Source organism: Aequorivita sp. H23M31 (genome assembly GCF_004022485.1).
Lineage (GTDB): Bacteria > Bacteroidota > Bacteroidia > Flavobacteriales > Flavobacteriaceae > Aequorivita > Aequorivita ciconiae.
In genome coordinates this window covers 1,170,208-1,182,076 of record NZ_CP034951.1, presented here as the reverse complement: position 1 = coordinate 1,182,076, position 11,869 = coordinate 1,170,208, and the positions used below count along the sequence as shown (strand labels likewise).

Genomic DNA, 11,869 nt, shown 5'->3' with positions numbered 1-11,869 from the left:
TTGAAACTCTCCGTTGTTATTCTCAACTACAATGTCCGTTACTTTTTGGAGCAGTGCCTTCGCTCTGTACAACAAGCGATAGAATCTTTGGATGCTGAGATTATAGTAATCGATAATAATTCACAAGATGAAAGTTGTGAAATGGTTAAATCTCTATTCCCGGGTATTACTTTAATAGAAAACAAAGATAATGTAGGCTTCAGTAAGGCAAATAATCAGGCCGTCGCTGTGGCAAAAGGGGAATATCTCTGTATATTAAATCCGGATACCGCTGTTACGGAAAATACCTTTCATCAAGTTTTGGATTATGCCGAAGGGATTTCCAATCTCGGAGCTTTAGGGGTTTATCTAATGGATGGTACTGGAAATTTCCTGCCGGAAAGTAAGCGGAACTTACCCACGCCCAAGGTTTCTCTTAAGAAATTGGCAGGTTTTTCTAAAAAATATTATTCCAAATTAAGCGAAACTTCCAAGGGTGAGGTAGATGTTTTGGTGGGAGCCTTTATGCTTCTAAAACGATCGGTTTATAATGAGGTGGGAGGATTTGATGAAGATTACTTTATGTACGGAGAGGATATTGATCTTTCGTATAAAATAACCCAGGCCGGTTATAAAAATCATTACTTCGGAAGTGCCACCGTTCTGCATTACAAAGGCGAAAGCACCCAAAAAGATGCGGTTTATTTTGATAGATTTTATGGAGCGATGCAAATATTCTATCAGAAGCATTTCAATAAAAATCTGTTTTTGGAAAATGCCGTTTCAATAGGTGTGGATCTGGCTAAAAAGACAAAAGGTCTCACTTCAGGCAAAAATAGTAAGTCCAGCCCAAAACCAGTAAACTACTATGTGTTTACCGAGAATAGCCAACTTCTTGAGAAGTTAAATCGAGCAGTCAAAGGGAATTTTGAAATAGTAACAAAGGAATTTTACGAACAGACTGACGTCCAAAACAGCTTGCTTGTTTTTGATGCAGAATATCTTACTTATGAAGAGATATTTGAACTAATGAAGAATTTAAAAGGAAAGAATAATCTTTTTCGAATTAAGCCTCCCGCTTGTAACTTCATCATAGGAAGTGACCAAAGTGATGAAAAGGGAGGGGTAATTGTTTTTTAAGAAATTTGCAACCAAGAGCGAACAAAATTTTAACTAATTTTGCAGCGTTTTTAAGATAAGGCACAAGGTGCTTACCTAATTAGACATTGAAAAAATATTATGGCAAAATTTGAATTGAAATTGCCCAAAATGGGCGAGAGTGTTGCAGAGGCAACACTAACCAATTGGCTAAAAGAAGTGGGAGATTCTATAGAGGCAGACGAGGCTGTCCTCGAAATAGCTACCGATAAAGTGGATAGCGAAGTGCCCAGTGAGGTCAATGGCGTTTTGGTGGAAAAGCTTTTTGAAGTGGATGATGTTGTTCAGGTAGGCCAGACCATAGCCATAATTGAGACTGAAGGCGGTTCTGACGCTGTACCTACAAAAGAATCTGAAAGCGCACCTTCTTCGGAAATCGTAAAAGAAGTTGAAAAACAATTTGAGGTAGCACAGGAGGTAGTTAATTCTGCAATCGAAAGCACGGGAGACCGATTCTATTCTCCATTGGTAAAAAATATCGCCGCTACCGAGGGAGTATCCCAAAGTGAGCTTGATGCTATTTCTGGATCGGGCAAGGACGGTCGCGTAACCAAAAATGATATTTTAAGTTATCTTGAAAAGCGTTCTTCTACAAAAACCGAAAAAGCACCAATCCAGACTCAACCTGCAACTGCTCCATCTAGTAAGCAACCTGCTCAAGCTCCCAAAGCAAAAACCCCTGTTTTTGCCGATAATGGAGATGAAATAATAGAAATGACCCGAATGGGCAAAATCATAGCCAGCCATATGGTAGAGAGTGTGCAAACTTCTGCACACGTTCAATCTTTTGTAGAATGCGACGTAACCAATATCTGGAACTGGAGAAATAAAGTTAAAAATGCATTTGCTAAGCGGGAAGGTGAGAACCTCACCTTTACCCCCATCTTTATGGAAGCAGTGGCAAAGGCGTTAAAAGATTTCCCGATGATGAATATTGCCGTGGATGGTGATAAAATAATAAAGAGAAAGAACATCAATCTCGGAATGGCTGCAGCTTTAGGAGATGGTAATTTGATCGTTCCTGTAATCAAAAATGCCGATCGTCTAAATCTTTTGGGAATGAGCAAGGCTGTTAATGATCTTGCCGCACGCGCCCGTGAGAACAAATTGAAACCGGACGATATCCAAGGTGGTACTTACACCGTTACAAATGTTGGTACTTTCGGAAGTATTATGGGAACTCCAATAATCAACCAACCACAAGTGGGGATTTTAGCTTTGGGTGCAATTAGAAAAGTGCCGGCGGTAATAGAAACCCCCGAAGGCGATTTTATTGGTATCCGCTACAAAATGTTCCTTTCCCACAGTTATGACCATCGCGTCGTAAATGGTGCACTGGGTGGACAATTTGTAAAACGAGTTGCCGATTATCTGGAGGCTTGGGATGTAAATACCGAAATATAATTTTAATATTAATAGATAGAGACGAGGGATTTGTACATTACAAATCCCTTTTTCGATTTTATTGATTTTGTATAGAATACGAGCTGGTTTTTGTCAGCTTGGGCGCAGGCGAAAGGTCAATAAAGATTATCTTTGCACCGTAAAATAAACCTATGGAACTCAATCTAAAAAAACCGATTTGTTTTTTCGATCTGGAAACAACTGGAATCAATGTGGCAAAGGATAGAATCGTAGAAATTGCGATCTTAAAAGTTTATCCCAACGGTAATAAAGAAAGTCATACTTGGCGCGTAAATCCCGAAATGCCCATTCCTCCAGAATCTTCTGCCATTCATGGGATTACAAACGAAATGGTTGCCAACGAACCCACATTTAAGGAATTGGCACCCAAAGTTTACGCCTTGATTAAGGATAGTGATCTTGGTGGATTTAATTCCAATCGTTTTGATATTCCTTTGCTCGCTGAAGAACTATTGAGGTCAGAGATCGATTTTGATATGAAGAGGGCCCTTTCCGTAGATGTTCAAACCATCTTTCACAAGATGGAGAAACGAACTTTAGAGGCAGCGTATAAATTTTATTGCGGAAAGAATTTAGTAGATGCACATAGTGCCGCTGCTGATACAGAAGCCACTTACGAAGTTTTAAAATCACAGTTGGATAAATACGATGAACTGGAGAATGACATCGCTTTTCTTGCTGATTTCAGCTCCCATAAAGAGCACGTAGATTTTGCCGGATTTATAAGTTATAACGCTGAAGGATTTGAGATATTCTCCTTCGGAAAATATAAGGGTAGATTGGTCCATGATATTTTGGAGGTGGACTCGGGTTATTTCGGCTGGGTGATAAACGCGGATTTTCCACTTTATACCAAAAAGGTATTGACACGTATCAGGCTTCAGAAACTGAATACAAAATTTTAATTTAGAGAATCTATTTTCATTCTTTCCATCTTCCATCTTAGGAAGAATCACTTTTTGAAATAAATTTTTAACCATAATATTAGTGACAGATGAAAATAATCTGCGTGGGTCGGAATTATTCAGACCATATCCAAGAATTAAAAAACGAAACACCGGCAGAGCCAGTGTTGTTTTTAAAGCCTGATACTTCTATTTTGCTCAAAAGGCAACCGTTCTTCATTCCTGAATTTTCCAACGATGTTCACCACGAAGTGGAATTGTTGGTAAGAATTAATAAGATTGGAAAGCATATAGATAAAAAATTCGCCCATAAATATTATGACGAAATAGGCTTGGGGATCGATTTTACCGCGAGAGATCTGCAAACTGAGTTAAAGAAAAATGGTCTTCCCTGGGAAAAAGCAAAAGCCTTTGACGGTGCTGCGGTTGTGGGGAAATTTATTAATAAAGAAGAAATTGAAAATCTGGATGATCTGAAATTCAGTCTTGAGGTAAATGGAAAGTTGGTCCAAGAAGGTTCTACTGCCCAAATGATATGGAAAATTGATGGCTTGATTGAATACATATCCAAATTTTTTACTCTAAAAATTGGCGATATTATTTTTACGGGTACACCAGCCGGTGTGGGTAAAGTTTCGGCTGAAGATCAACTCACCGGTTTTATTGAAGGTAAGGAAATGTTTTCCATAAAGGTAAAATAACTACAATTGAAAGATTCAAAATTCGAAATGTTAGCGGAAATAATCACCATAGGGGATGAGATTCTTATTGGCCAAATTGTCGATACCAATTCGGCATATATTTCCAAGGAATTGGATAGAATAGGCGTAAAAGTTTATCAAATAACATCCGTCCAAGACAATCGCGAACATATTCTAAAATCTTTTGAAGTAGCAAATGAGCGCGTTAATCTGGTAATTGTAACAGGAGGACTTGGTCCAACAAAGGACGATATCACAAAACAAACTTTTTGCGATTTTTTTGAAGATGAACTAGTGGACAATCCCGAAGTTGGGGAAAACATTCGGCAGTTGTTTAAAAAGTTTCATCTTAATCTACCCTTAGAAGCAAATCTTCTTCAGGCTAAAGTTCCTTCAAAGGCCACTGTCTTGATGAACTATCACGGAACCGCTCCTGGAATGTGGATGGAGAAGGACGGAACGGTATTCGTATCTCTTCCCGGAGTACCCTTTGAGATGAAGCGGTTATTGATGGAGGAGGTATTGCCAAAAATTGAAAAAAGATTCGATCGCCCATTCATCTATCATAAAACTTTATTGACCTATGGTCTGGGCGAAACTGCCATTGTTGAAAGAATAGCAGATTGGGAAAATTCGCTTCCCACGGACTTAAATCTAGCTTATTTGCCGTCATTGGGCAAAGTAAGGCTCAGACTATCTTCTTCGGGAACTAACAAACGAGAAGTTGTTGAGAGCGTCAATAGGCAGATGGAAACACTGGAAGGCCTGTTATCCGATATAGCGATAGGTTTTGAGGATGAAACGTCAATGGTAGAGCAAATAGGCAAAATGCTGATGGCTCAGAATAAATTCCTGAGTATTGCCGAGAGTTGTACAGGCGGAAGGATAGCTTCTGAAATTACGCGTTATCCGGGAATTTCCTCATTTTTTAGAGGAGGAGTAATACCTTATGAAACCAGCTACAAGACTAAAATATTAGGAATTCCAAGTGAGTTAATAGAGAAATATAATGTAGTAAGTATTCCTGTTGCCGAAGCGATGGCGATTAAATCTAACGAGCTTTTTCAATCAGATTATTCCATATCTACTACGGGAATTGCCGGACCAACAAAGGGAGACGGAGATGATGAAATTGGGACGGTTTGTATTGCTATAGCAACTCCGTCGGGTGTGGTTTCCGAGAAATTTCAATTTGGAAACGACCGTTTTCGGGTGATAGAGAAAACGGCCAACAAAGCATTTGAGATGTTGCGCAAAGAAATTTTGAAAAACTAATTTCCTTTTCTTGTACATCAGGAATTAATTACATAAATTTGCACCCTGTTTAAAAATAACTCAAAATAAGTTAAGGAAATGTCTAGAGTTTGTGAGCTTACCGGAAAGAAGGCGATGGTTGGAAACACCGTATCGCACGCTATGAACAAAAGCAAACGTAAGTTTGATGTGAATTTGTTGAAAAAGCGCTTTTACATCCCTGAAGAAGATAAATGGATAACTTTGCGTGTATCTGCTTCAGCTATCAAAAACATCAATAAAAAGGGTATTTCCGCGGTCATTAAAGATGCTCGCGTAAAAGGCTTTTTGACCAAATAATTGCAATAAATATTAAAGTCCCTTACCATGGCCAAAAAAGGAAATAGAGTTCAAGTGATACTTGAGTGCACCGAGCACAAGGAATCTGGAAAGCCAGGAACTTCTCGTTACATTACCACAAAAAACAAAAAGAACACTCCGGACAGGATGGAGTTGAAGAAATTCAACCCAATCCTAAAAAAGATGACCGTTCACAAAGAAATTAAATAATTGGATATTTTCATCTTACAGAATTTATCAAATAAAATATAGAGAAATGGCAAAGAAATCAGTAGCAACTTTACAAACCGGATCAAAGCGTTTGACCAAGGCTATTAAAATGGTAAAGTCTGACAAGACTGGGGCCTATACTTTTAAGGAAGCAGTTATGCCGCCAGAAATGGTGAGTGACTGGTTGAACAAGAAATAACCTACCAAGAAATTATTTGGAGGAAGCCACTTTTTTACGAAGGTGGCTTTTCGTATTTTTGTTAATTGATAACGGTTTCAGTTTTAATTATTGTTGAATGAAGAGACTTTTTGAACCACGACTTTTCGAACTACAACTCTTTTTTAAGAATACTGATTCACTAATTACTGACTACAGACTACAGACCACTACTACTTACCACTGACCACCGACAACTAAAAAATGAGCTTATTTAAAAAAATATTTTCGAAAGAGAAAAAGGAAACTCTCGACAAAGGCCTTGAAAAATCAAAAATCTCTTTTTTTGACAAACTGAGCAAAGCCGTTGCCGGGAAGAGCAAGGTCGATGATGATGTCTTGGACAACCTGGAAGAAGTTCTCGTTTCTAGCGACGTAGGTGTTAACACCACCCTGAAGATTATTGATAGAATTGAGGCGCGTGTATCCAAGGACAAATATTTGGGTACAGATGAATTGAATAAAATTCTCCGAGAAGAAATTTCAGGTCTTTTGAGCGAGATTGACTCTGGCAATGCCACCGATTTTGATGTTCCGCTTTATAAAAAACCTTACGTTATAATGGTAGTTGGAGTTAACGGAGTTGGAAAAACTACCACAATCGGAAAGCTCGCATACCAGTTTAATAAAGCAGGAAAAAATGTTATTCTGGGTGCAGCGGATACTTTTCGTGCCGCAGCGATAGACCAATTACAAATATGGGCCGACCGTACAAACGTTCCAATAGTAAAACAGAGTATGGGCAGTGATCCTGCGAGCGTGGCTTTTGATACGCTAAAAAGTGGTGTGAACCAAAATGCGGATGTAATTATTATCGATACCGCAGGACGGCTTCATAATAAGGTGAACTTAATGAATGAACTCACCAAAATAAAAAGAGTAATGCAGAAGGTTATTCCAGATGCGCCCCACGAAGTCCTTCTGGTTTTAGATGGTTCTACGGGCCAAAATGCATTTGAACAAGCGAAACATTTTACCGCTGCCACGGAGGTAACCTCATTAGCAGTTACCAAGCTAGATGGTACGGCAAAAGGAGGCGTGGTAATAGGAATAAGCGACCAGTTCCAAATTCCCGTTAAATACATTGGGGTAGGCGAAGGAATGGAAGATCTGCAGGTTTTCAACAAAATTGAATTTGTTGATTCATTCTTTAAATAAGATTTTATTCTACCAAAGAATTTCGATCCATTATTTCCGGCTTCGGAATTTGCATCAGATGAAGTATTGTAGGGGCAATATCTGCTAAGATTCCATCTTTCACCGATTTGATATCATTATCGACTACAATAATTGGCACCGGATTGGTAGTGTGAGCTGTGTTGGGAGAGCCATCGGGATTTATCATAGTCTCACTATTACCGTGATCGGCTATAATAATTGTTATATAGTGACTTTCCAAGGCTTTTTCAACAATTGCTTTGGCGCAAAGATCTACAGTTTCACAGGCCTTTTTGGCAGCCGATAGAACACCCGTATGTCCAACCATATCTGGATTGGCAAAATTCAAGCATATAAAATCGGCAGTTTCCTTTTCAATTTCAGGCAGTATCATATCGCGTATAGAAAAAGCACTCATCTCGGGTTTTAGGTCGTAAGTCGCAACAGTAGGAGAGGGACAAAGAATTCTTTTTTCACCTTCAAAAGGTATTTCACGTCCACCTGAAAAGAAGAAGGTTACGTGCGGATACTTTTCAGTTTCAGCAATTCGGATTTGTTTCTTGCCATTTTTCTCTAATATTTCCCCTAAAGTATCGTGCAAATTCTCTTTGTTATAAACCACATGAATATTTCCGAAGGAAGCATCATAATTGGTAAGAGTGACAAAATAAAGTGGAATGGTCTTCATTCTGAAATCCTCATGATCTTTTTGTGTCAGAACTTCTGTGAGTTGTCGGCCGCGATCGGTTCTAAAATTGAAGAAAATTACAACGTCTCCTTCATCGATCGTTGCAACGGGTTTTCCGGCTTGATCAACCATTACTATGGGTTCGATAAACTCATCGGTAATTCCATCTGCATAACTTTCTTCTATGCTTTTTATAGCATTGTGGGAAGGTTTCCCGATTCCGAAGCGAAGAAGATCGTAAGCTTTTTTTACTCGTTCCCAACGTCTGTCCCGGTCCATTGCGTAATAGCGTCCGATTATAGACGCTAATTTTCCTCCAGTTTTATCTAAGTAATTTTCTAATTTCTGGATAAACTCTTTTCCGGAATGTGGATCCACGTCACGACCGTCTGTAAAAGCATGAACATTAATATCCTTAACTCCTTCTGCTCCTGCAACGGACAATAATCCTAGGAGATGATCAATATGCGAGTGTACCCCTCCGTTGGATACAAGACCTATAAAGTGAACAGGTTTATTATGCGACTTGGCATACTTGAAGGCTTCTTTTAATTCAGGTTCATCCTTTAGAGTTCCACGCTCAACCGCCATGTTTATTTTAGCCAAATCTTGATAGACAATTCGTCCAGCGCCAAGATTCATATGGCCTACTTCACTATTTCCCATTTGACCAAGGGGAAGTCCCACATTCATACCGTCCGTAAGTAATTGGGCGTGGGGATAATTTTTATAAAGAGAATCAATAAATGGAGTGTTCGCTTGAGCAATTGCGGATACAGCTGGGTTCTGTGTGATTCCCCATCCATCGAGGATCATTAATAGTACTTTCTTTTCCATTGTGCAAAGATACGAAGGGGTTATGAGTTTGAGAGTTTCTGGGTTTAACCGTTTAGGGGTCCATGAATATATACATGAGAACTGGAATTCTGGTTTCCAAATTTTTTAAATTTTTGCTACTTCTACTTCTACTGCTACTGCTATTGCTACTGCTACTGCTATAAAAGCTTCGGATTAATATCCAAAATATTCTCCTTCACGTATCTATCCACAAAAGCTTCTGAGAAAAATTCATTTCCTAAAATCTTTTCTTCAGAAAGCATTTTCTTCACATCAATTTTTTGTTGGTATTCCCTCAACATTGGGATTGAAACTGGTGCATAGCTAAAATGCCAGGGTTCATATCTAAATCCTTTTCGGTTCCCATTATCAGTGTAAACTTCTATAAAATCAAATTTATGGGCGTTTTTGTCAAGCCAAACTTTCAAATTGCAATAGGGGCCAAGTCCGTGGAAATTCTCAGGCATCAAAACATTTGCTGGCCTTGGGGCATTTGCATCGATAATATCCAGATCCGTTCCCCAATGATGACGCGATGTGCCGGGAATCGTAGAGTATTCAATTATTTTCTCTATTGCATTTTCAGGCGAAAGTCCTTGAGAAGTAAATCGTCTGTATTTGCCCTCAAAGATTTCTTTTTGGCGCTGGAAACTTCTATATGCCGAGACAACCTCAAGATTTATGTTTTCCTTGGCTGCCGCTACCTTCATTTTGTTAAAAGCTTCCTTGGTCAATTTGTTCATTTTGGAAGTATAGCTGTCACCAATAATATCCGGGTTTCCTTTACCAATAAGTTGGTTTCGGGTAAATTCTTCAGAAAAATTTTTAAAAGAAAAATTTGGAAAAATGGCCACCCCTAAACCGGCAAGACCAGAAATTTTAATAAATTCGTGACGCTTCATTAATACAAAATATATGAGGCTATAAAATTACCATTAATTTGAAAGATATCTCAATTAACATTCGCATTATTGAGCCTTCCGAGATTTTGTGTATTCTTCCATTTATTCAAAAACTCGGACATTATTCTATAGAGGAAACCGTTTTGAGAGAGCGGTTATTGGAAATGGCACAGCAAAATTATGAGTGTCTGGGTGTTTACGATTCCGATAAATTAATTGGTACTTGTGGCTTATGGTTTCAAACACGACACTATGCTGGACGAAGCCTTGAAATAGACCATGTAATCATAGATGAAAATTACCGCAACCAGGGCTTAGGAAAAAAGTTAATGGATTTTGTGTATGACTATGCCCGAAACAAGAAATGCAATTGGATTGAACTGAATACCTATGTCCACAATTTTCTTTCACATAAATTCTATTATAATCAAGGATTTGTAGCCAAGGGATATCACTTCATCAAAGAGTTGAATTAATCAAGAATAGAAGAATTCAAGGTGGTTTCACTTTCAATTTCATAAGGTTCCTTCCCCTGTCTAAAAACCCGAGCGCTTAATTCACCTTTTAATTTAATTTCGTCTCCTTTTACCCGTAGCCAACTTCCTTCCCGAATTCCGATAACAGGGATCGTATTTTGAGTATGAAATTCCGCAATCCGAGTTTCACGTGTTTCACCCATATGGGTGCTGTTTAGATCGGGATCTAAATAATGCGGGTTTAGGTTAAAAGGAATAACGCCCAAAGTTTTAAACGAAGGTGGATAAACAATTGGCATATCATTAGTGGTCTGCATAGAAACCCCACAAATATTGCTACCGGCACTGGTACCTAAATATGGTAGTCCATTGAAAATCGCTTCCCGAAGAGGTTGCATTAATTTTAACCCATAAAGAGCATTTACCAAAACGAACGTATTTCCGCCACCGGTAAATATTCCATTTACTCTATTTAGTACTTCCACTGGATTCTCAAAAGTATGGAGTCCTCGTAACTTTTTCCCTATCTTTTTAAATGCATGGGAGGCCTTGGCAGAATATTCTTCGTGACTGATTCCTCCAGGCCTTGCGTAGGGAATAAATATAACTTCGTCCGTATCTTTAAAAAGCTCGGCTATCTCATCATATAGGTAATCCAGATAATTTCCACCATATACCGTACTTGTACTTGCAACAATTAGATTTTTCATTTTCAGTTTTATTTTAATTGGTAAAGCTAACCATAGAAAAGAACTTCTTAAATAATTTCTGGCCGAAGTAGAATAGTTCTGCAGGATTCTTCGATGAGGTTTAGATCTTCAGTTTTTCATTTATAAATCAAATAATACCGGGTGCTTCAAATACTGCAAATAAAAAACCGTTTCACATTTTTTATATTGTGAAACGGTTCTTTCTTATTGCTGGGGGTAGTCTATAAAAAAATCTATTACTTATTCCCTTTTAGCTGTTTCTGACCATCCATTTCTAATTTATAAACTTGACTTACAATCGCATCTGTTTTTGGATCATAACTTTCTACCACAAAATTTCCTTCTTCGTTAAAATAACCAAAGGAGGATTTTCCATTTTGTGAATAGATATAATATCCATTTTGAGAAGTTGGTTTTATAATGGCATATTCATTATTTGTAGCATTATCCTTAACCGTCATCAATCTATATCCTTCTTCATCCTTTTGGCTCATAAACTTAAACCTGTTGCCTTCATAGCCATAAGTAACATCAGTATCTACTTTTACCGGATTCATGACAACCTCCTGATTTACCTGATTTGGATTGTTGGCATTCAGCTTTAATTGTTGCTGTTCACTTTTTGAGACAGCCTTGCTGGAAACCTCAACCCCTTTATTGTCTTTTACAGCAGTTTTCGTAACGACAGTTTCTTTTTTCTTATCTACATTTTCTTGGGCAAAACTTACAGTAAATGCCGCAAGAGCGAAAATTAATACTAGCTTTTTCATAATTTCTTGTTTTGATGTTGGAGGTAAAAGTACACTGCCTAAATGTTAATTTAATACAACCTCGTTGTAATCATTTGCTAAATTTGACATATTTCATAAATAAAATAGCTATTTATAAGAAATCATAAGCATTGATTTAT

At 38.1% G+C, this 11,869-nt stretch carries 14 protein-coding genes; 10 read left to right on the top strand and 4 right to left on the bottom strand.

The annotated features are described in order from the left end of the window. The 9 genes from EI546_RS05260 to ftsY all read left to right on the top strand — a co-directional run bounded on the left by EI546_RS05260 (position 1) and on the right by ftsY (position 7,346). Positions 1 to 1,119: a glycosyltransferase family 2 protein gene (locus EI546_RS05260; RefSeq protein ID WP_128249562.1), complete on the top strand. Its 1,119-nt coding sequence runs from the start codon at positions 1 to 3 to the stop codon at positions 1,117 to 1,119. A gap of 99 nt (positions 1,120 to 1,218) precedes the next feature. After that, positions 1,219 to 2,541 (top strand): dihydrolipoamide acetyltransferase family protein, encoded by a 1,323-nt coding sequence (locus EI546_RS05255; protein WP_128249561.1) that lies wholly within the window; start codon positions 1,219 to 1,221, stop codon positions 2,539 to 2,541. A gap of 152 nt (positions 2,542 to 2,693) precedes the next feature. Beyond that, positions 2,694 to 3,467: a 3'-5' exonuclease gene (locus tag EI546_RS05250; protein WP_128249560.1), complete on the top strand. Its 774-nt coding sequence runs from the start codon at positions 2,694 to 2,696 to the stop codon at positions 3,465 to 3,467. Positions 3,468 to 3,556: 89 nt separating this feature from the next. Beyond that, a complete protein-coding gene (locus tag EI546_RS05245) occupies positions 3,557 to 4,168 on the top strand; it encodes a fumarylacetoacetate hydrolase family protein (protein WP_128249559.1) in 612 nt (203 codons plus the stop codon). A 27-nt stretch (positions 4,169 to 4,195) separates the two neighbouring features. Beyond that, positions 4,196 to 5,443, top strand: coding sequence for a competence/damage-inducible protein A (locus EI546_RS05240; protein WP_128251539.1), 1,248 nt, complete (start codon positions 4,196 to 4,198; stop codon positions 5,441 to 5,443). A gap of 78 nt (positions 5,444 to 5,521) precedes the next feature. After that, entirely contained in the window at positions 5,522 to 5,761 is a 240-nt protein-coding gene (rpmB, locus tag EI546_RS05235; RefSeq protein WP_128249558.1) for a 50S ribosomal protein L28, read from the top strand. 27 nt (positions 5,762 to 5,788) lie between these two features. Then, positions 5,789 to 5,971, top strand: a complete 183-nt coding sequence (gene rpmG / locus EI546_RS05230; protein WP_045081706.1) for a 50S ribosomal protein L33 — start codon at positions 5,789 to 5,791, stop codon at positions 5,969 to 5,971. A 46-nt stretch (positions 5,972 to 6,017) separates the two neighbouring features. Further along, on the top strand, positions 6,018 to 6,170 hold the full coding sequence (locus EI546_RS05225) for a DUF4295 domain-containing protein (RefSeq protein WP_128249557.1): 153 nt from the start codon (positions 6,018 to 6,020) through the stop codon (positions 6,168 to 6,170). A 222-nt stretch (positions 6,171 to 6,392) separates the two neighbouring features. Then, entirely contained in the window at positions 6,393 to 7,346 is a 954-nt protein-coding gene (gene ftsY, locus EI546_RS05220; protein WP_128249556.1) for a signal recognition particle-docking protein FtsY, read from the top strand. 4 nt (positions 7,347 to 7,350) lie between these two features. Here ftsY and gpmI read toward each other — a convergent pair whose 3' ends face one another. Next, positions 7,351 to 8,871 carry a 2,3-bisphosphoglycerate-independent phosphoglycerate mutase gene (gene gpmI / locus EI546_RS05215; protein ID WP_128249555.1) on the bottom strand — a complete coding sequence of 507 codons (1,521 nt, stop codon included), beginning with the start codon at positions 8,869 to 8,871 and terminating at the stop codon, positions 7,351 to 7,353. 158 nt (positions 8,872 to 9,029) lie between these two features. Beyond that, positions 9,030 to 9,773 carry a M15 family metallopeptidase gene (locus tag EI546_RS05210; RefSeq protein ID WP_128249554.1) on the bottom strand — a complete coding sequence of 248 codons (744 nt, stop codon included), beginning with the start codon at positions 9,771 to 9,773 and terminating at the stop codon, positions 9,030 to 9,032. 38 nt (positions 9,774 to 9,811) lie between these two features. Between EI546_RS05210 and EI546_RS05205 the strand changes: the two genes are divergently transcribed. Next, entirely contained in the window at positions 9,812 to 10,249 is a 438-nt protein-coding gene (locus tag EI546_RS05205) for a GNAT family N-acetyltransferase (protein WP_317127447.1), read from the top strand. Here EI546_RS05205 and pepE read toward each other — a convergent pair. Then, positions 10,246 to 10,959: a dipeptidase PepE gene (gene pepE / locus EI546_RS05200; RefSeq protein ID WP_128249553.1), complete on the bottom strand. Its 714-nt coding sequence runs from the start codon at positions 10,957 to 10,959 to the stop codon at positions 10,246 to 10,248. The two genes, EI546_RS05205 and pepE, sit on opposite strands and share 4 nt — an antisense overlap. Before the next feature lie 236 nt (positions 10,960 to 11,195). Continuing rightward, positions 11,196 to 11,729 carry a hypothetical protein gene (locus EI546_RS05195; protein ID WP_128249552.1) on the bottom strand — a complete coding sequence of 178 codons (534 nt, stop codon included), beginning with the start codon at positions 11,727 to 11,729 and terminating at the stop codon, positions 11,196 to 11,198. Positions 11,730 to 11,869 lie beyond the last annotated feature (140 nt).

Excerpts from the sequence above, each read along its gene's own strand:
- EI546_RS05255 (WP_128249561.1), top strand. The coding sequence starts at position 1,219 with ATGGCAAAATTTGAATTGAAATTGCCCAAAATGGGCGAGAGTGTTGCA.
- EI546_RS05250 (WP_128249560.1), top strand. The coding sequence starts at position 2,694 with ATGGAACTCAATCTAAAAAAACCGATTTGTTTTTTCGATCTGGAAACA.
- EI546_RS05245 (WP_128249559.1), top strand. The coding sequence starts at position 3,557 with ATGAAAATAATCTGCGTGGGTCGGAATTATTCAGACCATATCCAAGAA.
- EI546_RS05240 (WP_128251539.1), top strand. The coding sequence starts at position 4,196 with ATGTTAGCGGAAATAATCACCATAGGGGATGAGATTCTTATTGGCCAA.
- rpmB (WP_128249558.1), top strand. The coding sequence starts at position 5,522 with ATGTCTAGAGTTTGTGAGCTTACCGGAAAGAAGGCGATGGTTGGAAAC.
- rpmG (WP_045081706.1), top strand. The coding sequence starts at position 5,789 with ATGGCCAAAAAAGGAAATAGAGTTCAAGTGATACTTGAGTGCACCGAG.
- EI546_RS05225 (WP_128249557.1), top strand. The coding sequence starts at position 6,018 with ATGGCAAAGAAATCAGTAGCAACTTTACAAACCGGATCAAAGCGTTTG.
- ftsY (WP_128249556.1), top strand. The coding sequence starts at position 6,393 with ATGAGCTTATTTAAAAAAATATTTTCGAAAGAGAAAAAGGAAACTCTC.
- gpmI (WP_128249555.1), bottom strand. The coding sequence starts at position 8,871 with ATGGAAAAGAAAGTACTATTAATGATCCTCGATGGATGGGGAATCACA.
- EI546_RS05210 (WP_128249554.1), bottom strand. The coding sequence starts at position 9,773 with ATGAAGCGTCACGAATTTATTAAAATTTCTGGTCTTGCCGGTTTAGGG.
- pepE (WP_128249553.1), bottom strand. The coding sequence starts at position 10,959 with ATGAAAAATCTAATTGTTGCAAGTACAAGTACGGTATATGGTGGAAAT.
- EI546_RS05195 (WP_128249552.1), bottom strand. The coding sequence starts at position 11,729 with ATGAAAAAGCTAGTATTAATTTTCGCTCTTGCGGCATTTACTGTAAGT.